Annotated in this window: 24 protein-coding genes and 3 tRNA genes; 5 read left to right on the top strand and 22 right to left on the bottom strand. The window is 32.6% G+C overall.

Features of this window, described 5'->3' with window-relative positions:
• Positions 1-16 precede the first annotated feature (16 nt).
• The 9 genes from B4E59_RS00250 to guaA form a co-directional block, all read right to left on the bottom strand.
• Positions 17-1,843, bottom strand: a complete 1,827-nt coding sequence (locus tag B4E59_RS00250; protein WP_291050549.1) for a BamA/TamA family outer membrane protein — start codon at positions 1,841-1,843, stop codon at positions 17-19.
• Positions 1,844-1,851: 8 nt separating this feature from the next.
• The gene (locus tag B4E59_RS00245; RefSeq protein WP_038334631.1) at positions 1,852-2,409 is read right to left on the bottom strand and encodes a C40 family peptidase; all 558 of its coding nucleotides are present in this window, start codon (positions 2,407-2,409) and stop codon (positions 1,852-1,854) included.
• A 44-nt stretch (positions 2,410-2,453) separates the two neighbouring features.
• Positions 2,454-2,996 (bottom strand): RNA polymerase sigma factor, encoded by a 543-nt coding sequence (locus tag B4E59_RS00240; protein ID WP_038334626.1) that lies wholly within the window; start codon positions 2,994-2,996, stop codon positions 2,454-2,456.
• A gap of 81 nt (positions 2,997-3,077) precedes the next feature.
• Positions 3,078-3,148: transfer RNA gene (locus B4E59_RS00235), tRNA-Gln, on the bottom strand.
• 39 nt (positions 3,149-3,187) lie between these two features.
• Positions 3,188-3,258: transfer RNA gene (locus B4E59_RS00230), tRNA-Gln, on the bottom strand.
• Between the two features lie 92 nt (positions 3,259-3,350).
• Positions 3,351-3,421 (bottom strand) — tRNA-Gln (locus B4E59_RS00225).
• Positions 3,422-3,566: 145 nt separating this feature from the next.
• Positions 3,567-4,739: a hypothetical protein gene (locus B4E59_RS00220; RefSeq protein WP_286495801.1), complete on the bottom strand. Its 1,173-nt coding sequence runs from the start codon at positions 4,737-4,739 to the stop codon at positions 3,567-3,569.
• A gap of 74 nt (positions 4,740-4,813) precedes the next feature.
• A complete protein-coding gene (xpt, locus tag B4E59_RS00215) occupies positions 4,814-5,383 on the bottom strand; it encodes a xanthine phosphoribosyltransferase (RefSeq protein WP_219034709.1) in 570 nt (189 codons plus the stop codon).
• A 73-nt stretch (positions 5,384-5,456) separates the two neighbouring features.
• Positions 5,457-6,989: a glutamine-hydrolyzing GMP synthase gene (guaA, locus tag B4E59_RS00210; protein WP_125349033.1), complete on the bottom strand. Its 1,533-nt coding sequence runs from the start codon at positions 6,987-6,989 to the stop codon at positions 5,457-5,459.
• A gap of 168 nt (positions 6,990-7,157) precedes the next feature.
• Here guaA and B4E59_RS00205 point away from each other — a divergent pair, with 168 nt between their 5' ends.
• Both B4E59_RS00205 and B4E59_RS00200 read left to right on the top strand, forming a co-directional pair.
• Positions 7,158-7,913: a glycerophosphodiester phosphodiesterase gene (locus B4E59_RS00205; protein WP_125349032.1), complete on the top strand. Its 756-nt coding sequence runs from the start codon at positions 7,158-7,160 to the stop codon at positions 7,911-7,913.
• Positions 7,914-7,946: 33 nt separating this feature from the next.
• The gene (locus B4E59_RS00200; RefSeq protein WP_286495800.1) at positions 7,947-8,429 is read left to right on the top strand and encodes an N-acetyltransferase; all 483 of its coding nucleotides are present in this window, start codon (positions 7,947-7,949) and stop codon (positions 8,427-8,429) included.
• Positions 8,430-8,470: 41 nt separating this feature from the next.
• Here B4E59_RS00200 and mtgA read toward each other — a convergent pair whose 3' ends face one another.
• The 5 genes from mtgA to B4E59_RS00175 all read right to left on the bottom strand — a co-directional run bounded on the left by mtgA (position 8,471) and on the right by B4E59_RS00175 (position 12,006).
• Positions 8,471-9,142 carry a monofunctional biosynthetic peptidoglycan transglycosylase gene (gene mtgA / locus B4E59_RS00195; protein WP_291049037.1) on the bottom strand — a complete coding sequence of 224 codons (672 nt, stop codon included), beginning with the start codon at positions 9,140-9,142 and terminating at the stop codon, positions 8,471-8,473.
• Positions 9,143-9,235: 93 nt separating this feature from the next.
• Entirely contained in the window at positions 9,236-9,751 is a 516-nt protein-coding gene (locus tag B4E59_RS00190) for a c-type cytochrome (RefSeq protein WP_125349029.1), read from the bottom strand.
• A gap of 111 nt (positions 9,752-9,862) precedes the next feature.
• A complete protein-coding gene (gene rlmF / locus B4E59_RS00185) occupies positions 9,863-10,777 on the bottom strand; it encodes a 23S rRNA (adenine(1618)-N(6))-methyltransferase RlmF (RefSeq protein WP_038332349.1) in 915 nt (304 codons plus the stop codon).
• Between the two features lie 67 nt (positions 10,778-10,844).
• Positions 10,845-11,102, bottom strand: a complete 258-nt coding sequence (locus B4E59_RS00180) for a chaperone modulator CbpM (RefSeq protein WP_135834956.1) — start codon at positions 11,100-11,102, stop codon at positions 10,845-10,847.
• A 4-nt stretch (positions 11,103-11,106) separates the two neighbouring features.
• Positions 11,107-12,006 (bottom strand): DnaJ C-terminal domain-containing protein, encoded by a 900-nt coding sequence (locus B4E59_RS00175; protein WP_114999547.1) that lies wholly within the window; start codon positions 12,004-12,006, stop codon positions 11,107-11,109.
• A gap of 208 nt (positions 12,007-12,214) precedes the next feature.
• On the opposite strand from B4E59_RS00175, the gene B4E59_RS00170 reads away from it, so the two are divergent.
• From B4E59_RS00170 to B4E59_RS00160, 3 genes are read left to right on the top strand one after another with little or no spacing between them, the layout of a single operon-like run.
• On the top strand, positions 12,215-13,159 hold the full coding sequence (locus B4E59_RS00170; RefSeq protein ID WP_291050546.1) for an ADP-ribosylglycohydrolase family protein: 945 nt from the start codon (positions 12,215-12,217) through the stop codon (positions 13,157-13,159).
• Between the two features lie 51 nt (positions 13,160-13,210).
• Positions 13,211-13,432 (top strand): VF530 family protein, encoded by a 222-nt coding sequence (locus B4E59_RS00165; protein ID WP_038332359.1) that lies wholly within the window; start codon positions 13,211-13,213, stop codon positions 13,430-13,432.
• The gene (locus B4E59_RS00160) at positions 13,432-13,818 is read left to right on the top strand and encodes a hypothetical protein (RefSeq protein WP_114999543.1); all 387 of its coding nucleotides are present in this window, start codon (positions 13,432-13,434) and stop codon (positions 13,816-13,818) included. Before B4E59_RS00165 ends, B4E59_RS00160 begins: the two co-directional genes overlap by 1 nt.
• Positions 13,819-13,876: 58 nt before the next feature.
• Here the strand turns inward: B4E59_RS00160 and purD are convergent, their stop codons facing one another.
• The 8 genes from purD to purF form a co-directional block, all read right to left on the bottom strand.
• On the bottom strand, positions 13,877-15,169 hold the full coding sequence (gene purD, locus B4E59_RS00155; RefSeq protein WP_291050539.1) for a phosphoribosylamine--glycine ligase: 1,293 nt from the start codon (positions 15,167-15,169) through the stop codon (positions 13,877-13,879).
• Positions 15,156-15,527, bottom strand: a complete 372-nt coding sequence (locus tag B4E59_RS00150) for a four helix bundle protein (protein WP_291050536.1) — start codon at positions 15,525-15,527, stop codon at positions 15,156-15,158. Before B4E59_RS00150 ends, purD begins: the two co-directional genes overlap by 14 nt.
• A gap of 57 nt (positions 15,528-15,584) precedes the next feature.
• Positions 15,585-17,096, bottom strand: coding sequence for a bifunctional phosphoribosylaminoimidazolecarboxamide formyltransferase/IMP cyclohydrolase (gene purH / locus B4E59_RS00145; RefSeq protein ID WP_280036526.1), 1,512 nt, complete (start codon positions 17,094-17,096; stop codon positions 15,585-15,587).
• An 89-nt stretch (positions 17,097-17,185) separates the two neighbouring features.
• Positions 17,186-17,746 carry a phosphoribosylglycinamide formyltransferase gene (purN, locus tag B4E59_RS00140; RefSeq protein WP_038332368.1) on the bottom strand — a complete coding sequence of 187 codons (561 nt, stop codon included), beginning with the start codon at positions 17,744-17,746 and terminating at the stop codon, positions 17,186-17,188.
• A gap of 159 nt (positions 17,747-17,905) precedes the next feature.
• Positions 17,906-18,406: an FKBP-type peptidyl-prolyl cis-trans isomerase gene (locus tag B4E59_RS00135; protein WP_038332370.1), complete on the bottom strand. Its 501-nt coding sequence runs from the start codon at positions 18,404-18,406 to the stop codon at positions 17,906-17,908.
• A gap of 129 nt (positions 18,407-18,535) precedes the next feature.
• The gene (locus B4E59_RS00130) at positions 18,536-20,215 is read right to left on the bottom strand and encodes a DEAD/DEAH box helicase (protein ID WP_219034720.1); all 1,680 of its coding nucleotides are present in this window, start codon (positions 20,213-20,215) and stop codon (positions 18,536-18,538) included.
• 260 nt (positions 20,216-20,475) lie between these two features.
• The gene (gene purM / locus B4E59_RS00125; RefSeq protein WP_114999539.1) at positions 20,476-21,468 is read right to left on the bottom strand and encodes a phosphoribosylformylglycinamidine cyclo-ligase; all 993 of its coding nucleotides are present in this window, start codon (positions 21,466-21,468) and stop codon (positions 20,476-20,478) included.
• 53 nt (positions 21,469-21,521) lie between these two features.
• A complete protein-coding gene (gene purF / locus B4E59_RS00120; RefSeq protein ID WP_125349020.1) occupies positions 21,522-23,027 on the bottom strand; it encodes an amidophosphoribosyltransferase in 1,506 nt (501 codons plus the stop codon).
• Positions 23,028-23,041: the final 14 nt, after the last annotated feature.

Here is a 23,041-nt window from a genome sequence, read left to right as displayed (position 1 = left end):
AAGCTTTTTTTATGTCTTAATCCCACCTATTCCAACGAATGTAATTTGGTTTTGAAAAGTCAAAATCCATCATTTGAAAATCTCTATTATCCAATAAATTTGTCTTGATTAGATTATCGCCTTGTCCAGGAATTGATGGATAATACGACAATGAAAAACGAATATTGTTGAACACAAAATAATCATTTGTCAACATCACACCCATACTAAAACGCGAATAAATTGGGTTATTATTCAGTATAAATTTTTTGTTATCTCCAATTGCCGCAACCATCGCATTGAAAAAAGGCGAAATACGAAATCCTAAAAACTCGTAAGGCGTATAGGATTGCAATTGATACTCGAACATTAATTTCTGTTGACCTGTTAAGCCTCTATCCGATTTGAAACCTGCCATTCCCAAATAATCATGTTCATGAAGCGAAAGTTGATCCGCAGGAGAATCTAAACGATCATGTCCCAAAAGATAATTAGTTTTCATGAAGTTTCTGAACTTCCATTTTCCCCAATTTATCAACTTTGCCATATATTGTAATTCTACAGACAGCGTTTTTTGTTCAAATTTTCCTTTATTAAAAAATCCTCCAAACTCAACTCCAAATCCCCAAAAACCGGTATTTAAAAAACCTCCAGCAGAAGCTTTTCCGCCAAGATAATAACGATCAGTTTGACGAATATTTTGAATTCCTCCTATAATGCCCAATGATTTCCCTATCGCAATATCTTCTTCAATATCATAATTGAAAATATATTTTGTTTTGATATATCGTTTTGAAGAAATTCCTATCCCTACTAAATAATTCGTTTGGTCAGAAAAAAAGTTCACAGGATCGTTTTCTGGAGTTGGTGTTTCGGTATAAGATCGATCATAAAATCGCCCTGAAACAATAAAATTGGTAATATTTTCTGAATGACCATCATCAATTCTAAACGCTCTTGCCAACCAATAATCTTGGTAATTATATTTGAAATGGTTATCAACCAAAATAGGTTTTTCGAAATCTAATGAATCTTTAAAATACACTTGTCCAACCGAAACTCCACCTGCATAATGTGCTAATGGCGAATAAAAAGGTCGTACAAAACTGATTGATTTTGTATAATGATTATCTTCATTTTTGAAATAACGTACATTCCCAATAATTCGAGTTTGGGCAATATTTGGAACCGTATAATTAAATTGATATAACGAATTTCCTGTTTTGTAATTGTGACGGTAACGATTATCAAACACATGTCCTAAACCTAAAAAATTTCGCTCTCTAATGCGAATTCCAGCTTTTGAACTCGAAACCGAACCTGTAATAAACATACTCCAAGAGTCAATTGAATTGACATATAAATCAACCGAATCATTCCCGACAGCTTCTTCCTTAATCTCTACTCGACGAATAGAACGATTGGTACGTATTAAACGCTCAGATTCAGCTGCTTTTACAGAATCATATTTATCTCCTAGTTTCAGCAACATATTTTGACGCAACACAAATTGCTTAGATTTCCCGTGTAGTGTATTTCCAGTTCTTTCAATCCATTTTGTCGGTTTTCTTGTCGTGTCCTGCAAAGAATATCCGAAAGGGTCTTGTGTTTTGTAGTAAATATTTCGAATAATTTTTCCTTGATATTTTCCATCACCTACATTATTATTGGGCTGAATAGGAAAACTCGTTGGTTTTTTCTTGAATAATAATTTTTGGTAAAACTTTCTAAACTTAGAATGATTTTTATTCTCAATTCTAACTGTATCAATTTTGACACTATCTTCTTGAGCATTAACAACTATGGATAAACTAAAAAATAGTAATCCAAAAAAAGTTAATAATATAGTTCTTTTTTTAAGCACACGTCAAGTTATAAAAGTCTAACCGCTTTTACAAATCTAGTTTTCCAATAATTTTCATCAAGGGAAGAAATGATGACACCTTTCGAAGTTGAAGAATGTACAAAACTGATTGATCCGTCATGATTAATACTTTCTACAATACCTACATGAGAGATTGAATTTCCTGAAGTATTAAAAAATATTAAATCACCTATTTTAACATTTTCGATTGTAATTTCTTTTCCATATTCAGCTTGATCACTCGAACGACGAGGCAATTCTAAATTCATTTCCTTGAAACTTACATAAACCAGTCCCGAACAATCGAAACCTGTTTTCGTAACTCCACCATATTTGTAAGGTGTTCCTAAGTAAGATTTTGCCGTTTTTAGAATTTTATTTATATCACGAGGCGCACTATCATCAGCATTTTTAGAACGAAAAACCTCTGTAGATTCGTTTTTTTTGGAAGAAGTATAAACTTTTTTAGAACCAGTTTTCTTATACGAAGTTACTTTACTACTTCCACAAGACGTCAAGAATAAACTTGCGATAATAATTGTTGTAAGGTATATGTGCTTCTTCATTTTCGATCCAGTTTTCTTCAACAAATTTTCAACGAATAAATTTACTAAATATTATCTTGCATCACCTCTGTTAACAATTGTTTGGCTCTTAAAAGACGAACTTTAACATTTGGTAAGGTCAAATTGAGTTCTTCAGCAATCTCTTTGTATGTTTTATCTTCGATATAACGCAATTCTATAATTTTTTGATAAGGTTCTCTCAATTTTGCAATAGCTTTTATCAGCGTGTCATTATCTTGTTTTAAAATCAAATGTTCTTCTGGCGAAGGATGATCTTCTAAAATTTCTAAAAAATTGGTTTCATCATCAAGAGAAATATTCAGTTTTGGAGATCTTCTGATATGATCAATCATCGTATTATGTGCGATAGAAATTACCCAAGTCGTAAAGTCAAAATCTTCGTTATATAATTTCAATTTTGTAAAAACCTTCGTAAACGTTTCTATAGCGATATCTTCGGCTTCTTCTTCGTTTCTAATCTTAGAAAATACATAATGATAAACTTTGTTCCACAAAACCTCTATCACTGCGTTCTGAGCATTTCGTTTCCCTTTTTTAGCTTCTAAAATTATGTCCTCTAATGTCATTTACTAAATCAATTATGATAAATATAACAAAATATATAGTATAAAAAAAGCTTCAATAAAAATATTGAAGCTTAAAATCTGTAGACCCACAGGGATTCGAACCCCAACTAGCGGCACCAAAAACCGATGTGCTACCGTTACACCATGGGTCTGTCCATGATTATTATGTTAAAATTGAAAAGAAAAAATTGTAGACCCACAGGGATTCGAACCCCAACTAGCGGCACCAAAAACCGATGTGCTACCGTTACACCATGGGTCTGACTAAATTTTATTTCAATTTTTGCAACTTTTCTCTTAACTAGGTTAGATAAAAATGCCTCAACAATTACTTATCGAGGCATAAGACTTTTGTAGACCCACAGGGATTCGAACCCCAACTAGCGGCACCAAAAACCGATGTGCTACCGTTACACCATGGGTCTATGTCTTAATTGCTGTGCAAATATAGAAAGGTTTTTTAATTCACCAAAACTAATTTTACAAGTTTTTAGCTAAAACAGACGTTTTATGTGATAAGCTATTGAAAATGAATTTTAAAAAATGATTAAATTTTTTACATTTTTTTTATCAAAGCTTCATACGGATGATTTCGTTCTTGAATTTACGTTTCAAATCTTGCCCACAATCAAAAATCATTTGCTCATTTGATGGAAATGGAGCTGGTCTTCTACCAATCATATTTATATAATCTCGATCCAAAGAACGTCGATCACCTTTGTAAGTTCCGTAAGAATCTCTAAAAATAAACTGACTTGCTAAATTTTTAGAATCGATGGCTTGCTCTTTTTGATTATCGATCAAATAATATTTTGCCGTAATTGCAGCTTCCTTGATGCGTTGTACTTCTTCAAAACGACTTTTTACTGTAATATAACGATCTACCATCACGGGTTTTCCGTCTTTATCTTTTACCACTACTCCATTTTGCACCAATTCTTCTTTACCATCAACAATTTTTTTCTCAAAATTATGCACCTCAATTTTTTCTCGTTCAGGTGAAACATTTATCGTCTCAAAACTTAATTGAATTACATAATCATAAGAACTATTTAATTTTCCCGTGTAAAATTCAGTCCAATTAGAATCCAATCCATACGAATTAAAATCTAACAAATCTTTCTCTAATAGTTTAGGAATAACAACTTCTGTGTTGTTCACCAATTGCACCAAAACTTTATACATTCCGTTTGTACGAGCCGTATTCATCAAACTACGAGTATCTTTATAATTTGAATAAACACTTTCTAAAACTTGAAACTTTTGATAAGCCGTTTGTGCATTCAGTTTTCCTCCTTGATTTAGAAAAGATTTTCCTTCATCGTACAAAAATTGCGCATACTTTTCTTGAATCGTTTTATAAGCTACTGAATAATCTTTTGTTTTGAAATTATACGTTTTCCCGCTAATCGATCTTCCATCAATTCCAGCAATCGTTTTTTGTCTTTCTTGCAAACGATTAATAATTTGATACGCTTCCTGATATTTAGAAGGATTAGTCAACGTTTCGATTTGTTTCAATCTATTTTCATCTTCTTGCTGTCCTTTGTTATAAGCTTCAAAAATTAATGGAACATATTTGATTCCATTTTTCTCCGATGGATTTTTGAAATAAGCTTGCGTAGATTGTTCAAAAGCTTGCTGAAAATTACCAGAAACCAATGCTGAATTCGCCGATTTGTACGAATTACAATTTGTAAAGAATAGTAAAGAGAGCGTTAAGGCAAGTAATTTTATTTTCATATTATCAAGGTAAGTTTTTTGTTTTTTAAAAGTAAAAAGAAAGCCAATATAAATTGGCTTTTGGTTGATATTTTTTATTCTTCAAAAATAATTGAGTTGTCTCCCAAAGATTTTAATCTTACTAAAGATTCAACTCTGATATTTTCATTCAATAAGCGATCGCGTCCTTCTTGAAATGATTTCTCAATTATAAAGCCCATTCCCAAAAGGTTTGCGCCAGATTGTTTAATCAAATTTTCAACACCCAACGCTGCATTTCCATTCGCTAAAAAATCATCAATAAAAATAACATGATCATTTTCATTCAAAAATTGACTACTTACGCAAACATCGTACGTTCGGTCTTTCGTGAATGAATACACTTGCGACGCATAAAAATCTGTCATTGTTTTAGGCTTTGCTTTCTTCACAAAAACAACAGGCAAATTCAATTCTAATCCAACCATAATCGCTGGAGCAATGCCGCTTGCTTCGATTGTAATGATTTTATTAATGTTTAAATCCGAAAATCGCTGGACAAATTCCGACGCAATTGCTTTCATCAGAACAGGATCCATTTGGTGGTTGATAAAACTATCAACTTTTAGAATTCCACCATCGAAACTTTTTCCATCCTTCAGAATTCTTTCTTTTAAAAGTTCCATTTAATATTTAGTTTTTTAAAGTTTACATAGAAAAAAAGCCAGCACATTGGCTGGCTTTGATATATTTTTCAGCTTATTCCCACTCGATAGTTGCTGGTGGTTTTGAGCTGATATCGTAAGCTACACGGTTAATTCCTTTTACCTCATTGATAATTCTATTCGAAACTAATTCTAAGAATTCGTAAGGTAATTTTGACCACGTTGCTGTCATAAAATCGATCGTATTTGCAGAACGAACAACCGCCGTATATTCGTACGTACGCTCGTCTCCCATTACTCCAACAGATTTTACAGGTAATAAAACCACGAAAGCTTGAGAAACTTCGTCGTATAAATTATGTGCATAAAGCTCGTCAATAAAAATTTGATCTGCTTCTTGTAAAATACGTACTTTTTCTTCGTCTACTTCACCTAAAACACGGATTCCTAAACCTGGTCCTGGGAAAGGATGGCGGTAAACTAATTCACGAGGAATACCTAATTCTACTCCAACTTTACGTACTTCATCTTTGAATAATTCGCGTAATGGTTCTAATAATTGAAGTTTCATATCTTCTGGTAATCCACCAACATTGTGGTGAGATTTAATAGTTGCAGAAGGTCCTTTTACAGATTGCGATTCGATTACATCAGGATAAATAGTTCCTTGCGCTAAGAATGCTGCATCTTCAAATTTATTTGATTCTTCATCAAAAACAGCCACGAAATCTTTACCAATTGATTTACGTTTTGCTTCTGGTTCATCGATACCTTTCAAGTTTGTTAAGAAACGTTCTGAAGCATCTACCATTTTGATGTTCATGTTGAAGTGCTTTCCGTAATTTTCCATTACTTTTTTCCCTTCATCTTTTCTCAATAAACCAGTATCAACAAAAATACACGTTAATTGATCGCCAATTGCACGATGAATTAAAACCGCTGCAACAGAAGAATCAACACCTCCTGAAAGTCCTAAAATCACTTTTTTATCACCAACTACTTCTTTTATACGAGCAATTTCTGTTTCGATAAAATCTTTTAAAACCCAATTCTTTTCAGCCTGACAAATATTGAAAACAAAGTTTTCTAACATTGTTGAACCATATTCTGAATGTGTAACTTCTGGGTGAAATTGTACCGCAAAAATCTTTTTATCTTCGTTTGCGATTGCCGCAATATCTATATTTGATTTTCCTGAAATTGTAAATCCTATTGGCGCTGTCATCACTTCATCGAAGTGACTCATCCAAACTGTAGATTGTTCTGGAACTCCTGCGAATAAACTGTTTTGAGCTAAAACTGTTAATTCAGATTTTCCATATTCTCCTTTTTCTCCTTTCTTAACTTCTCCACCTAATAAATGCGAAATCAATTGCATTCCATAGCAAATTCCTAAAACAGGAACGCCCATTTCGAATAATTCTTTTTCTACCAAAGCGGCTTCATCTCCAAAAACTGAAGAAGGTCCTCCTGATAAAATAATTCCTTTTGGATTGTGTTTTTTGATTTCTTCGATCGAAGTGTTGTAGGGAATAATTTCTGTATAAACTCCAAATTCTCGAATTCGGCGCGCGATTAATTGATTGTATTGCGAGCCAAAATCTAAAATAATAATTCCTTGCGTCATTGTGTTTGTCTTTGTGCAAAATTAAGTGAAATTCGGCGCAATCACAATTTTATTCACGTCATTTTTCATTCTTTTAGGTAGATTTTTATAGTTTTCCAAGAACTTAATATTTTCATAACTTTAAAACCGATTAATCGAAATAATTTTACCTTGAAAAAACAATTCATCATGAAAAAAATTATATTTACTGCCTTAACAACCTTTATGCTTACAAACATGGCAAATGCTCAAAAAATTATTGCTCATCGTGGTTATTGGGACACCGAAAACAACGCAAAAAATTCGATTAAATCATTAAAATCTGCACAAGAAATTGGTGCTTATGGTTCTGAATTTGATGTATTAATTAGTGCTGATGATGTTTTGATGGTGAATCATGATGATCATTACCAAGGTCATACAATCGAAACTACAAATTCTTCTCTTTTAAAAACGTTGAAATTGGCTAACAACGAAAACATGCCAACTTTAGAAGAATATTTTGAACAAGGAAAAAAGAATAAGAATGTCAAATTAATTTTCGAATTAAAACCTCACTCATCAAAAGAAAATGAAGATCGTGCAGTAAAAAAAGCGATTGAAATCATCAAAAAACATAAAGTAGAAAAACAAGTTGAAATCATTTCATTTAGTAAAAATATTTGTGATGAATTTAAGAAATTAGCACCAAAATTTCACGTTTCTTATTTAGCCGGAGATTTGTCTCCTCAAGAAGTAAAAGAGAGAAATTGGAATGGAATTGATTATCATTACAGCATTTTTCAGAAAAATCCTACTTGGGTGAAAGAAGCGAAAAACTTGGGATTATTGGTTAATGTTTGGACAGTTAACGACCCAAAAGTGATGCAAGAAATGATCGATATGAAAGCTGATTATATTACAACTGACAAACCTTTGATTTTAAAAGAAATTTTGACTAAATAAATTAGTATATTTAGCGGAATAAGAAATCATTTTATGCCTCAACTTAATTCATTCGAAATCTATTCATTTACAACATTGAACCAAATTCATAAAGAGTATATTTTTAAAATTTGGAACAACGAATATCCTATTAATTTGGCTTTTGAGAGTTTACAGGACACCGAAAATTATTTGAATAGTTTGATTGAAGCGAAACATTTTTTTGCTGTAGATGAAAACAATCAAATGCGAGCTTGGGCGGTTATTTTTGAAAGAGATTATGAAAAATGGTTTGCAATAATTGTGGATAGCGAGTTGCATCAAATTGGTTTGGGACGTAAAATTCTTAATCGATTAAAAACATTTTCGACAGAACTAAATGGTTGGGTAATCGACCATGAAAAAGATACAAAAGCGAATGGAGAGCCTTATTGTTCTCCGTTGGCTTTTTACATGAAAAATGATTTCAATTTACTTCCTGAAATTCGTTTGGAATTAGAGAAAATTTCTGCGGTTAAAATTAATTGGAGAGAGTAATAAAACAAAAAAGAGAAGCTTATTAACTTCTCTTTTCTATTTTATTCTCCTAAAACCTTTTCCAAATCAGTGCTTCCTTGTATATTTCGCATTTGTCGCTCTATATGACTAGCACGTCTACTGATAAAAGACGAAGGCGGATTCACATTATATTTTCGTGGCAATGGCAAAGCTGCTGCAATTCGAGCCGCTTCATTTTTGGTTAAATCTTTAGCTGGTTTATTAAAATAATATTCTGAAGCTGCTTCAACTCCAAAAACACCAATTCCCATTTCCGAAGTGTTCAAATACATTTCTAAAATACGTTGTTTGCCCCAAATTTTTTCGATCATAAACGTAAAATAAACTTCCAATCCTTTTCTCAACCAAGAACGACCTTGCCACAAAAACACATTTTTCGCTACTTGTTGAGAAATCGTAGAACCTCCACGAAGTTTTTTCCCTTCTTTATTTTTTTCGATCGCTTCTTGTATTCCATCCATATCAAATCCATTGTGTACAGGAAACTTTTGATCTTCGGAACCAATTACAGCCAATTTTATATTTCGTCCCATTTCTTCATAGGAAATATAATCGCGCTTAAATTTTCCTTGTTCAAAACCTTGCTGAACTTGCGTAATCGTGAACGGCGGATTAATCCACTTTAACACAACAATGTATACAAGATGAGCTACAAAAAGATAAATTACAACCTTACGAATAAATTTAAACATTTTATTTCTTTAAATTATGAAAGCAAAGTTATACGATTTATTGAATTTTGAAAATAAAAAAAGCTCCAAAAATGGAGCTTATATTTCTATTCTTTATTTTTTCTCAACTTTCGTTGAACCAGATGTGGGAGCTAATTTTTCTTTTGCAACATCTTTCACGTTTTTTAACTCAGCGTTTACAGGCTCAATCAATGATTTTGTAGGACTTTCATTTCCTCTGTGACACATTACACATGTTACAACATTGATCATTTCAGGATTTTTTGCATTTTCCCAATTGAAATTTTTCGCGTTAATATCACGTGTCATTACAATCATATGACGTGCAAATTCCTTTTCTTTTTTTGCATCACTTGCAAAATCCATCTTTTTCGTATCTGGATTTTCGGCGTGGCAAAAATTACATTTCACTCCTAAAGCAGCGTTGTATCCGCGCATCAAACCTTTCAAACTATCTTCCGAAATGTTTTGTGGTAACACTTTTAGATTTTTCCATTCTGAACTTGAAATTGCTTTTCCTGTGTCAATTTGACGAGAAGTCGTAAACGAAAAAATACTAAACATCAACGCTACAACTACCAAAGAAACCATTATTCTATTTGTTTTCATTTGTAATAATTTTGTTTATAAAAGGTAAAACAAATCTTAAACTGAATAAACCCTTCAGAAAAATTTGGAATAATTTTAAATAAAACCTTTAATGAATTAAAAATAAATCAATTAAAATCTCCAAACTAGTAAACGCGAAATTTTATTCCCTTGTTGCATATTTACAATTCGGTAATCTCTTACTTTTTCACGTTTCAAAATACCTTCCAAAATTCGAACATTTTCTTTCTTAGAAACCAATGTTGTAAACCATTTTACTTGATGTTTATAATCCGCACTTTCTTTTATCATTTTCGTGATAAACAGACGCTCTCCTCCTCTACACCAAAGCTCAGAATTATTCCCACCAAAGTTTTGAATTGGTTTTTGATCAGATTTTTGACCTAAGTTTTTCAGTTTACGCATTGTTTGCTCCATCACTTCTTGATTCGATCTAAAAAATGGAGGATTACAAATTGTAATATCAAATTTTTCGCCTTGTTTGATGATTTTTTTGAAAATATTGTTTGGATTAAATTGCATTCTAATCTCAACTTTGTTACGTAATCGAGCATTTTTCTTGACAATTTCTTCCGCATTTTTGAAAGAAGCATAATCCAACTCTGCGCCAACAAAGTTCCAGTCGTATTCGTAATTTCCAATAATCGGATAAATACAATTCGCTCCAACACCAACATCCAAGACTTTTACATCTTTTCCACGCGGAATTACACCATCAAAACTTTCACCCAAAATATCGGCAACATAATGAATATAATCGGCGCGACCAGGAATTGGTGGACACAAATTATCTTTTGGCAATTCCCAATAATCAATATCATAATATGTTTTCAACAACGCTTTATTCAACGCTTTTACAGCTTCTCTATCCGAGAAATTAATCGTTGGTTCGTTCTCTTTATTGGGTTTGATATATTTGGAAAGTGGGGAATAAATCGCACACAATTTTTCGAAATTATAAGGCGCTAAATGACGATTGCGCGAATGTAATTTTTTTAATTTACTCTTCTTTTCGGGAGTATTCATACAAAAATATTTATGCAAAAATAAGACAACCTTTGCAGTTTTCTGCAAAGGTTGTTTTTGAATTCGTTTATTTTAATTGTTTTTGTAGCGTTTCGATTTGTTTCAAAAGATGATGAATCACTTCTAAACCTTCTATATTAACGCCCAAATTATAATGAAATTCAATAAATCGTTCGATTAATTTCAAATCATTTTCTTCGATAAAATATTCTTGGTTACGCTCGTGCAAAACAACCAAATCATTTTTATACAAATCAATCACAAATTGAGGTTCAATCTGATGATATTTACTAAACTGAATAACAGATATCGTTACATTTTTCATGGTTTTAAGCTTTTTTAAGTGAACGTAATTTCTCGAATAATTCTTTTTCTTCTGCTGATAAATTAGTTGGAGTTTTTACTGAAAATGTCACATACAAATCTCCAAATTGATCATCTTTCTTATAAATTGGTAAACCTTTTCCTTTCAATTTAACCTTTTTATTATTCTCTGTTCCTTCTTTTATTGGAACTTTCACTTTTCCAGAAAGTGTATCAATCATCGCTTCTCCACCCAAAATTGCATCGTATAAGTCGATTTCAACAATTGTAGATAAATCTGCTCCATTAACTTCAAAAGACGTATTATTTTCGATATGAAACGTGATATACAAATCTCCATTTGGACCATTGTTATAACCTTTTCCTCCGTGACCTTTTATCTTAATCGTTTGCCCATCTTCTACTCCAGCTGGAATTGTAATTCGTATATTTTTACCATTCACAGCAAAAGTTTGTTTATGCGAAGTCAATGTATCTGTCAAATTTAGTGTCAAACTGGCATTAACATCTTGCCCTTTATAACCTGTTGATCTACTCCTTCCTTCGCGTCCAAACATCGAACTGAAAAAATCTGAATAGCCATCAAAATCACCAAAACCTTCAGCTCCATCAAAATCGCTATTACTATATTGATATTGTTGCTGTTGTTGTTGCTGACGAGCTTTTTCATATTCTTCACCATGTTGCCAATTTTCTCCATATTTATCGTATTTTTTACGTTTTTCTGGATCGCTCAACACTTCGTTTGCTTCATTTAATTCTTTAAATTTCTGTGCAGCTTCATCGTTATTTGGATTAAGATCGGGATGATACTTACGTGCCAATTTCCGATAAGCTTTTTTTATCTCATCTTGTGATGCGGTCTTTTGCAGACCTAATGTTGTATAATAATCTATAAAAGCCATAGTAATAATAAGTTTGTGTGGTAATTTAATCAAAATCAGTTCCAATTTTTTCAAAACTGACAATACGACTTATTCTTTTTTATCTATTTTAAACCTTTTAATATTTTATCCGAAAAAGATAAATTTATTATGATTAATTCATAAATTTTCAAAAATAATTTGGATATATTCAAAAAAATCAATTATTTTTCATTTATAAAAGAAAGTTATGAATAGAAAAAATTTTTCGAAAAATATATTAATTGGATCGGCGGTTGGTGACGCATTAGGAGTTCCAGTTGAGTTTAAAAGTAGGCAATATTTACAACAAAATCCTGTCACAGATATGATGGGTTATGGAACATACAATATGCCTCCTGGCACTTTTTCTGACGATAGTTCGATGATGTTTTGCTTGGCTGAATCGTTGTGTAATGGTTATAATGTGAATGATATTGCAGAAAAATTTCAGATGTGGATGCACGAAGGTTATTGGACGGCTGACGGAGAAGTCTTTGATGTTGGAATTTCTACACGAAAAGCAATAAATCGTTTACGAGTTGTAAAAAATCCAATTGAGGCTGGTTCTACATCCGAATCTGATAATGGAAATGGATCGTTAATGCGTATTCTTCCTTTAGCAATTTTCACGAAAGATTTATCGATTGATGAACGCTGTGAAATCGTCAAAGAAGTTTCTTCTATCACGCATGCGCACAATCGTTCTGTTTTGGCGTGTATTTATTATATTGAATTTGCGTTGAACGTTTTAGATGCCGAAAATCTAGAAGAAGCTTATCTGAACACAAATTTTTGGTTAAAATTATTCTTAGAAGAAAATGAAATTTATAAAAATGAATTTACATATTTCGAACGAATTTTAAGTGGAAAACTAATTGATTTAAAAGAAGATGAAATTAAATCAACTGGTTATGTCATGGATAGTTTAGAAGCTTCTATTTGGTGTTTGCTACATACAAGTTCGTATAAAGATTGTGTTTTGAAAGCGGTGAATTTAGGACATGATACCGATACAATTGCTTGTATTGCTGGTGGAATTGCAGGGATTTATTATGATGCAGAAACAATTCCGACCAATTGGATTGAGCAATTAGCGCGAGTGGATGATATTTTACATTTAGCAGAACAATTGGAAGAAAAATATGAATTTTAGAAAGCTTGAACTATTCTAAATTCACCAAAAACATTTTCGTAAATTTGCAAAATGGAAAGTCAAAAAAATAATCCATTACACGGAAAACGTTTAGACGATATTATCGAAGAATTAGTAATTTATTACGGCGGTTGGGAAGGTTTGGGAAATCAAATTAACATCAGATGTTTTAATGATAATCCAAGTTTGAAATCATCGTTGAAATTTCTTCGAAAAACAGATTGGGCACGTGCAAAAGTAGAAGAATTGTACATTAAGAAAATTGCAAAATAATGAGTGCAACTATTCTTGAAGAAAAGATTTTTATTGATTCTGAGCTCTTAACCAATATCGAAGAAGAAAGTCAGGTTATTATACATTGTTGTATGGCGGCAGATGAATATGCAAATGCTGCACGTATTTGGCCTTCTACTTTTATTATTGATAATCAATCAGGAAAACGTTGTCAATTGGTTTTTGCGGACGGAATTACAATGTATCCAAATTGGACGTATATCGAAGAAGGTTCGTCTCTTCATTTCACTTTAATTTTTAATGGTTTGCCAAAAAGTTGTCAATCATTTGATTTAGTCGAAATTATTCCACAAGCTGGAGGATTTGAATATCGAAAAATAAATCGAAATAAAAGCGATGTTTATCACGTCGAATTTTCAGAATAAATTAAAAAAAATGCGTTTCAAATGAAACGCATTTTTTAATAATATAAACTGTATTTTTTTATTGAATTACTCCAATATCATTTCGATAATATTCGTAATCAAAATGTACTTTTTTGATGTTTTCATAAGCAGTTTCACGTGCTTCTTCTAATGTATTTCCTAATCCAACTATGTTGATTACACGTCCACCAGAAGTCAAAATTTGTTCTCCTGATAATTTTGCACCTGCAATAAAATTAGGACAAGTTACATTTTCTAAACCACGAATCTCAAAACCTTTGTCGTAATTTCCTGGATATCCTCCCGAAACCATTACCACACAACACGCATGTAGATTTTTGAAAGTCAAGTCGAAATCTTCTCCTTTGATTGCTTTATTTACAACCTCAGCCAAATCATTTTCTAACAAAGGTAAAGTTGTTTGCGTTTCTGGATCGCCCATTCTTAGGTTATACTCCAACAAATAAACTCCTTTTGTCGTAATCATCAATCCAAAGAAAATAACGCCAGCAAACTCCAATCCTTCCTTGATTAAACCACATTTTGTTGGCTCCATAATTTCTTCTTCGAACATTTTGAAATGCTCTTCCGTAAACAATGGATTTGGAGCGATAACGCCCATTCCACCAGTATTAAGACCAGTTTCACCTTCACCAATTTTCTTGTGATCTTTTGCCGAAACAAATGGAACGATTTTTTTCCCGTTAAAGAAAGACAAAATAGAGGCTTCAAAACCTTCTAAATATTCTTCAATAACCACTTCGTTTCCTGCATCACCAAAGGTTTTATCTTCCATGATATCCAAAACAGCTTGTTTTGCTTCTTCAAAATCTTGGCAGATAATAACTCCTTTTCCAGCCGCTAAACCAGAGGCTTTCACTACAATTGGATAATCTTGTGTTTTCAAATAATCAATCGCCAACATTGGTCCTTGAAAATTTTTATATTTTGCTGTTTTCACACCATATTTATCCATAAAATCCTTCGCAAAAGCTTTAGAAGCTTCTAATTGCGCAGCTGCTTTATGAGGTCCAAAAACATTTAAATTCTCTTTCTGAAAAATATCAACGATACCTTCTGCTAATTCAGCTTCTGGTCCAACAAAAGTTAAATCGATTTGATTTTCTTTCGCGAAATTTTTCATTTCTTCAATCGAAGAAACTGAAACGTTTGTTCCGATTTGAGCTGTTCCTGCATTTCCTGGAATAAAAAACAATTCTAAATCTTGTCCTTTTTGCTTGAAATCTTCAGCAAACTTCCATCCTATTGCATGTTCACGACCACCTGAACCGATTACTAAGATGCGAGTTGCGGTTTGCGATTCGCGGTTTGCGCTATTATTTTGTTCCATTGTTTTTCTTTGTTAAATAGTTTTGAAAATTTTGATTCATTCTACAATAATGATCAATTAATTCTAAAGCTTCATTTAATTCTGACTCTGTTATATAATTCAACTCAAAAGCTATTATTAATTGAGCTTCAACCTCAAAATCAGAACCTTTTGAAATAGATAGAAAATTAATCATTTGCTGATTTGAATTTCTTCCAGAACCTTCTGCGATATTTGAAAGAATTGAAACAACTGCTCTTTTTATTTGAACAGTTAATCCATACTTTTCTGATTCTGGAAATTTATTAGAAAGATTATAAACCAGTCTTAAAATTTCCAAACTTTTTTGCCATATGTCTAAATTTCTATAACTTCTCATTTACACTAAGTTAATCTTAAATTCCAACATCGCAAAACGAATATCGCATATCGAATTTTAGTGCATAAAATGTCTCATTCCTGTGAAAACCATCGGAATTTCGCGTTCATTACAAGCATCGATAGACTCTTGATCTTTGATTGATCCTCCTGGTTGAATAATTGCTTTAATTCCATTTTCTGCTGCAAAATCAGCTACATCACGGAAAGGGAAAAATGCATCTGAAGCTAAAACTAAATCATCTTCCACTTTTTCTTTTGCACGTGCAATCGCTTGTTGAGCCGCCCAAATACGATTCGTTTGACCTCCACCGATTCCGTAAGCTTGACCATTTGTCGCTACAACAATCGCGTTAGATTTTACCCATTTTACAATTTTTTGAGCAAAAACTAAATCAGTCATTTGACGATCTGTTGGTTGAGCTTCTGTTACAACTTTAAGATCTGTTGAAAACTGATTATCTGTAGACTGAACAATTAATCCTCCATCAACTTTTACGTAAGTTACTTTATCCGACACAGGATTCTTCACTTTGATGATACGTAAATTTTTCTTTTGTTTAAAAATTTCTAACGCTTCTTCTGTAAATGAAGGTGCAATTACAATTTCTAAGAAAATTTTATTTAATTCAACCGCAGTTTTTCCATCAACTTCTCTATTGAAAGCGATGATTCCACCGAAAATTGACATTGGATCACATTCATACGCTTTTTCATAAGCTTCTAAAACATTCTCTCCAATTGCCACTCCACAAGGCGTTGAATGTTTCACTGCACAACAAGTTGTTTCCTCAAATTCTGAAACCACTTTATAAGCCAAATCCATATCACGAATATTGTTGAAAGAAAGTTCTTTTCCTTGTAAATATTCGAAATCTTTCATTGCGCCATTTTTCGTTTTATCAACATAATAAGCTGCTTTTTGATGTGGATTTTCTCCATAACGTAAATCCATCACTTTCTCGTAAGAAGACTCTAAAAATTGAGGAAAATCTTCTCCTAAAATGTAAGTAGAAATCGCCGCATCATAAGCAGAAGTTAAGTTGAATACTTTACCAGCACATAATTTACGCGTTTCGATAGAAGTTGAACCATTCTCACGAATTTCATTCATCACTACTTCATAATCATTCACATCCGTTACAACTGTTACATCATAAAAATTCTTTGCAGAAGAACGTAACATTGATGGACCACCGATATCAATAAATTCAATCATTTCCGCTTCAGAAAGACCTGTATTCATCTTTTCGAAGAAAGGATAAAGATTTACAATAACGATATCAATTGGGTTAATTCCATGTTCCGCAATTGTTGCCATATGATTTTCGTCCGAACGACGCGCCATAATACCACCATGAATTGCAGGATGTAAAGATTTTACGCGACCATCTAAAATCTCAGGAAAACCAGTTACATCTTTTACTTCTGTAACTTCGATTCCGTTGTCTTGTAAATGTTTGAATGTTCCTCCAGTTGATAAGATTTTGTAATCTTGTTCAACCAAGAATTTTGCAAATTCTAACAAGTTCGACTTGTCCGAAACACTTATTAGCGCTTGTTTTTGCATTGTGTTTAGTTTTTAAAGTTTATTGTTTGTTTACTATTTTATTGGAAATGAAAAACCTCAATGTACACAACATTGAGGCATTCTATATTTTATGCTTCGCTGATTTGCTTGATTGCCTTAATGTAGATTTCACTTTCTACCTCAGCAACTTTACGCTGTAAATCTGCTACTTCATCACCTTCTTCAATTTCAAAAATTCCTTGACAAATAATTTGTCCTTCGTCTACACCAGCCGTTACAAAATGTACAGTTGCTCCTGATGTTTTTTCACCAGCTTCTAAAACTGCTTTGTGAACTTTCGCGCCATACATTCCTTTTCCACCAAATTTTGGTAATAATGCAGGATGAATATTAATCATTTTCGAGCCCCATTTCGAGGTAAATTCTGGAGATAATATGGTTAAAAAACCTGCCAAAACAATAAGGTCGATTTCTTCTCCTTCTAAATTATGTTCAGCATCTTCCGAAAAAGTTTTTCGGTCTAAGACATACGTTCGGATATCTTTATCCAACGATCGTTCTATTGCATAACAATCTCGGTCTGCCATTACCATCGAAATCTCGACATTTGGTAACGTTCCGTCTTCAACTGCATCAATAATATTTTGAAGATTTGTTCCGCCACCGGAAACAAATACAGCTATTTTCATGTTTGTTTGTAAGTAATCTTGTTTGTTTTACAAAGATAAGATTTTAGTTGATGCAAGTCGAAAAATATAACGTGGATTTAATCTATTTATTAATGATTTATTCACAATTAAAAACAAGAAAGGCTATCTCAAATTGAAATAGCCTTTTGAAAATATTTTTTAGTGCCCTTGAGTTCCGTCAACTCCATGTGCGTGTCCGTGAGATAATTCTTCCTCAGTTGCTGGACGAACATTAAGAATTTCAACTTCAAATTCTAATGTTTTTCCTGCCATTGGAGGATTCAAATCTGCAATTACAGCCTCTTCTGTCACTTCTACAACTGAAGCACGGAATTGATTTCCTGCATCATCAGTCAAAGGTAAAATTGCTCCAACTGGTGGCAATCCAGATTCTTTGAACATATCTAAAGGTAATTGAGCAACAGCTTCTTCTACTCTTTCACCGTATCCTTCTGCTGGAGTAATTACGAATGATTTTTTATCACCAATTGTTAATTCTTTTAATTCTTCTTCAAATTTTGGAATCATCATTCCAGCTCCAAATAAAAAAGTTAATGGCTCTTCTGTATTTGATTGTTCTACAAATACTTTTTCACCATTCGCTTCGATGGTATGTAATGAGTAGTTTACTGAAACTACATTATTGTTTTCTATTGACATAAATTGTAAATTATGGATGCTTTTAAAAAGCGTTCATTTTTAATACTTATCTTTTAACAACAACTATTCCTTTCGAATAATTTGACCAATTTTGTCAGTTATTTAGATTTTTGAACTGACAATTTTTATTTAATCTATAAAAAGTAATGCTTTTTTGATGTCTTCATAACCAATTTCACCATTGAAATAATCATAAATTGGTTTTAAAACTTTATTCTCTTCAAATTCGATTTCACTATACGCTAATCGAACTTTATCAATAATTTTATCAGAAGGTTTAAATTTTGAATAATCCAAATCAGGCTCACTTTCTTTGATTTTACCAATATGATCGACAATTGCTGAAGTAGTTAAACCTCTTTTCTCTGCGATTTGATCTAAAGACAAACCTTCTTTCACATATTCTAATGTAATTTCGTAAGTCGATTTCTTTTGTCCTTTTTCTTTGGTTTTATTCTTTTCGATATTTTTTGCAATTTGTTTTTTATCCAAAGTTCCACCAGAATATCGGATAAAAGCAGCCCAAGAGTTTTGCAATTCTTTTTCATCTAGAAACTCATCCATTTCATTCGATAAAACCTGAAAACGTCTATCAGCCTTCATTGCAAGTGAATCAATTTCTAAAGCTGTTTGATTCAATCCGTGTAACATCAACGAATTTAAATCTCGTAAACGTGAAAGTGCAACATACCCTTGTCCTTTTTCGAACGCTTTTGATAAATCAATAAACGCAGAATCTAACGTCATTCCTTGTGATTTATGAATCGTAATCGCCCAAGCCAAACGCAACGGAACTTGTGTAAATGAAGCCAATGCTTTTCCGCTTTCGTCCTCTATTGCCCACGTTTCTGGTTTTGCAATGTAAAATTCTCCATCTAATGTTTTGATAATTGGCTCGTCTTTTTCAGTATACCCCGAAACATTTCCAAGCGTTCCGTTTACAAAACCAACTTCGAAATTGTTACGAACAAACATCACTTTCGCTCCTATCTTCAATTCTAAAACTTCTTCTGCTAAAACAGATTTTTTAAGAACCTCAACCAAAGCTGGATTTCCCGCAACTTTTGCTTCAAATGTTTTGGAAGATGAATCAATATTAATCAATTGACCTTTATTAATTCGGTCCACATCCATATTATGTGTATACAAACGAGTTTGTGAATCTATTTCATCTGGAAAATATTCGATTCGAGTTTCTAATAAATCAACTGTTTTTTGCGAAATATTCCCCGAACGAATTTCATTCAAAATATCATTCAATGCATTATTTGTTTGACGATATTGCTCTGTCAAATAACAAATATGCACTTTTGCTTGAACCCAAGCATCGGACATAAAACAGAATTTATCTTTCGATTCTTCCCACTCTTCACCAATCGGCGGTAACTGGAAAAAATCACCCGAAAAAATTACTTGAACACCTCCAAAAGGTTCATCGTTTTGTTTGAAAAACTTCAAAACATAATCAACCGCATCCAACTGATTTCGGTGCAGCATCGAGATTTCATCAATAATTAAGACTTTTACTTTGTCCATTTTATCTCGGAAATATTTCTTGTCGCGAAGCGAAGCCAAATATCGATCAGAAACATAATCTTTTATTCCAATTCCAGCCCAAGAATGTATCGTTTGACCATTCATGTGCGTCGCAGCAATTCCCGTAGAAGCCGTTATAGCAACAGGAACGCCATGTTGTTTAAGATATTGAATGTATTGATTTAACACATAAGTTTTTCCGGCACCCGCAGAACCTGTTAAAAATACATTTCGACCAGATTTTAGAATTGCCAAAGCCTTTGATTGTTGCATAACTTATGAGTGAATTTGGAGTTTTTTGAATGAAATGCAAAGATACGAAGATTGAATGAGGTGAGGAAATGCTTAATAAATTAAAAAAAAGAAAATGAATTAACTTTAAAAGCTATTGTATTTTAATTAAGCTTTTTTATTTAAGAAAAAAACTACAAAATTTTATAACAAGGATCAATCTTAATCAAAAACAAATAATCCCAAAAAATAAAAAAACCGGATAAGAAATCTTATCCGGCTTTTTTAAACTATTTAATCTACTATTTCAATATAATTTTGTCAGCACCTTCTTGAATTTCTCCAATCAACGCACTTCCATCAATAATATTCAATACTTTTTCAGCATCAGTTTGGTCAACGATGACAACCATTCCAACACCCATATTAAATGTTCCAAACATTTCGTTTTCTGCAATTCCTCCGCGTTTAGCTAATTCTTGCATCACTGTTGGTACATTTATTTTTGCTTTTTCTATTACAGCAGTTAATCCGTCATTTATAATACGAGGAACATTCTCGATTAATCCACCTCCTGTAATATGAGCAATTCCAGACATTTCGATTCCAGCATCTTTGATTTTGAAAATATCATTTTGATATAATTTTGTTGGAACTAATAATGTTTCGAACAAAGGTTTACCTTCAAATTCTTCGTTAAAATCTGGGAAAACTTTACGAACCAAAGAGAATCCATTCGAATGGAAACCACTTGATGGTAACGCAATAATTACTTGTCCAGCTTTTATTTTAGAACCATCGATAATTTCATCTCGTTCTACTACTCCAACACAAAATCCAGCAACATCATAATCACCAACTTGGTACATTCCTGGCATTTCTGCTGTTTCTCCACCAATTAATGCTGTTCCAGTTTCTTTACACGCTTGTGCAATTCCACCTACAATTTCTGCTGCGATATCAGAATCTAATTTTCCACAAGCTAAATAATCTAAGAAAAATAATGGTTTTGCTCCATGACACAAAATATCATTTGCACACATCGCGAAACAATCAATCCCAACTGTATCGTAAACTTTAGAATCTAAAGCCACACGTAGTTTAGTTCCTACACCATCGGTTCCTGATACCAAAACAGGATTTTTGTAACCTCCTAATTGGTAAAATGCACCAAAACTTCCAATTCCATTCAACACGTTTGAATTGTGTGTTGCTGCAACTGCATCTTTAATTTTCGATACCGTTTGATAACCTTCTTCCTTATCTACTCCGGCTTGTTTATATGTATTGCTCATTTTAATTATGATTTAGTTTTTCGAAATACGAGATTCGAAATTCGTATAACTTATTAATCTATATGCAAAGGTTTTACCTCTTTACATTCTTCATTAGAATAATTTACGGGATATTTTTCTGTAAAACATCCAAAACAATGTTCTTTACTTCCTAATAAATCAATCAGATTATCAACTGTTAAGAAATCTAACGAATCGACATTCAAATAATCTTCAACCTCTTTAATTGACTTATTTCCTGAAATTAAATCTGCTTTAGAAGGCATATCAATTCCTAAATAACAAGGTGCAATAATTGGAGGCGAAGCAGAACGAAAATGAATTTCTTTTGCTCCTGCTTCTTTTAAGATTTTGATTAAAAGTTTCGAAGTTGTTCCACGTACAATCGAATCATCTAAAACAACCAAACGTTTTCCTTTGATTTTATTTTTGATGGGATTCAATTTTAAGTTGACCACACGTTCACGCATTTCTTGTGAAGGAACGATAAACGAACGCGACATATAACGATTCTTAATCAAAATTGGTTCGTAAGGAATACCCGAAGCTTCTGAATAACCAATTGCAGACGGGATCCCAGAATCTGGAACACCAATTACAATATCGGCAGCAACAGGAGATTGTTCGTATAATTTTCGACCAGATTCTACACGTAAATCGTAGATTTCATTTCCTTCGATATTCGAGTCAGGACGTGCAAAATAAATGTACTCAAAAGCACAAATATTACGCTGCGTTGGTTGATTTAATGAATAAGATTTCAAACCTTGTTCATTTACAACAATCAATTCACCTGGCTCTACATCACGGATAAATTCAGCTCCGACAGCGTCTAATGCACATGTTTCTGAACAGAAAACATAGGCATCGTCCAATTTTCCTAAACATAAAGGACGAATACCATTTGGATCGCGAAAAGCTGCCATTTGATTATTCGCTAATAACAAAACCGAATAAGCTCCTTTTACCTTTTCTGTACCTTTCTGTATAGCTTCTACAATATCTAAATGCGAATATTTTTGAATAGAACGTAATAAAACCTCCGTATCCGAAGTTGCTAAAAATGGTAAACCTTCTGCTTCTAATTCAGCTCTTAATGCTTCAACTTCAATTAAATTTCCGTTATGAGCAATAGAGAAATGAGGTTTTCCATAAATATTGTACGTGTAAAGTGGCTGAATGTTACGACGACTTCCACCTCCAGCAGTTGTGTAGCGTGTATGTCCAATCGCAGCATTTCCTTGGTATTCTTCAATCTCGGCTTCCATTGTTTTGAAAACGTCTAATACCAATCCTGTTTTTTTCACCGTTTTAATGTTTCCATCTTTCAAGAAAGAAACACCACACGCTTCCTGTCCACGGTGTTGAAGCGCAAATAAACCAAACTGTGCAATAGAATATGTGTTGATATTATTTGGCGAATAAACCCCAAAAACACCACATTCTTCGTTTACACTATCCACAGTATCGGCTGCATATTTTTTTAATAAATTTCTTTCGTAGAAATTCGTTAAATATTCAGCTTTTAATTGGCTTTTATGTAATTTTTTATCAATCATTATAGAATGAAAAA

Origin of the sequence: Empedobacter sp. UBA2044, assembly GCF_002333005.1 — a bacterium.
Taxonomy (GTDB): Bacteria; Bacteroidota; Bacteroidia; order Flavobacteriales; family Weeksellaceae; genus Empedobacter; species Empedobacter falsenii_B.
This window is presented reverse-complemented; position numbering and strand designations above follow the sequence as displayed.

What these genes read in the sequence shown, in the direction of transcription:
- B4E59_RS00190 (WP_125349029.1), bottom strand. Translation starts at nt 9,751, where the DNA reads ATGAAAACAAATAGAATAATGGTTTCTTTGGTAGTTGTAGCGTTGATG.
- B4E59_RS00160 (WP_114999543.1), top strand. Translation starts at nt 13,432, where the DNA reads ATGAGTGCAACTATTCTTGAAGAAAAGATTTTTATTGATTCTGAGCTC.
- B4E59_RS00220 (WP_286495801.1), bottom strand. Translation starts at nt 4,739, where the DNA reads ATGAAAATAAAATTACTTGCCTTAACGCTCTCTTTACTATTCTTTACA.
- mtgA (WP_291049037.1), bottom strand. Translation starts at nt 9,142, where the DNA reads ATGTTTAAATTTATTCGTAAGGTTGTAATTTATCTTTTTGTAGCTCAT.
- B4E59_RS00170 (WP_291050546.1), top strand. Translation starts at nt 12,215, where the DNA reads ATGAATAGAAAAAATTTTTCGAAAAATATATTAATTGGATCGGCGGTT.
- purH (WP_280036526.1), bottom strand. Translation starts at nt 17,096, where the DNA reads ATGCAAAAACAAGCGCTAATAAGTGTTTCGGACAAGTCGAACTTGTTA.
- purN (WP_038332368.1), bottom strand. Translation starts at nt 17,746, where the DNA reads ATGAAAATAGCTGTATTTGTTTCCGGTGGCGGAACAAATCTTCAAAAT.
- B4E59_RS00245 (WP_038334631.1), bottom strand. Translation starts at nt 2,409, where the DNA reads ATGAAGAAGCACATATACCTTACAACAATTATTATCGCAAGTTTATTC.
- xpt (WP_219034709.1), bottom strand. Translation starts at nt 5,383, where the DNA reads ATGGAACTTTTAAAAGAAAGAATTCTGAAGGATGGAAAAAGTTTCGAT.
- B4E59_RS00165 (WP_038332359.1), top strand. Translation starts at nt 13,211, where the DNA reads ATGGAAAGTCAAAAAAATAATCCATTACACGGAAAACGTTTAGACGAT.
- B4E59_RS00200 (WP_286495800.1), top strand. Translation starts at nt 7,947, where the DNA reads ATGCCTCAACTTAATTCATTCGAAATCTATTCATTTACAACATTGAAC.
- B4E59_RS00205 (WP_125349032.1), top strand. Translation starts at nt 7,158, where the DNA reads ATGAAAAAAATTATATTTACTGCCTTAACAACCTTTATGCTTACAAAC.
- B4E59_RS00150 (WP_291050536.1), bottom strand. Translation starts at nt 15,527, where the DNA reads ATGAGAAGTTATAGAAATTTAGACATATGGCAAAAAAGTTTGGAAATT.
- B4E59_RS00175 (WP_114999547.1), bottom strand. Translation starts at nt 12,006, where the DNA reads ATGGCTTTTATAGATTATTATACAACATTAGGTCTGCAAAAGACCGCA.
- guaA (WP_125349033.1), bottom strand. Translation starts at nt 6,989, where the DNA reads ATGACGCAAGGAATTATTATTTTAGATTTTGGCTCGCAATACAATCAA.
- rlmF (WP_038332349.1), bottom strand. Translation starts at nt 10,777, where the DNA reads ATGAATACTCCCGAAAAGAAGAGTAAATTAAAAAAATTACATTCGCGC.
- purD (WP_291050539.1), bottom strand. Translation starts at nt 15,169, where the DNA reads ATGGAACAAAATAATAGCGCAAACCGCGAATCGCAAACCGCAACTCGC.
- B4E59_RS00240 (WP_038334626.1), bottom strand. Translation starts at nt 2,996, where the DNA reads ATGACATTAGAGGACATAATTTTAGAAGCTAAAAAAGGGAAACGAAAT.
- B4E59_RS00130 (WP_219034720.1), bottom strand. Translation starts at nt 20,215, where the DNA reads ATGCAACAATCAAAGGCTTTGGCAATTCTAAAATCTGGTCGAAATGTA.
- B4E59_RS00135 (WP_038332370.1), bottom strand. Translation starts at nt 18,406, where the DNA reads ATGTCAATAGAAAACAATAATGTAGTTTCAGTAAACTACTCATTACAT.
- purM (WP_114999539.1), bottom strand. Translation starts at nt 21,468, where the DNA reads ATGAGCAATACATATAAACAAGCCGGAGTAGATAAGGAAGAAGGTTAT.
- purF (WP_125349020.1), bottom strand. Translation starts at nt 23,027, where the DNA reads ATGATTGATAAAAAATTACATAAAAGCCAATTAAAAGCTGAATATTTA.
- B4E59_RS00180 (WP_135834956.1), bottom strand. Translation starts at nt 11,102, where the DNA reads ATGAAAAATGTAACGATATCTGTTATTCAGTTTAGTAAATATCATCAG.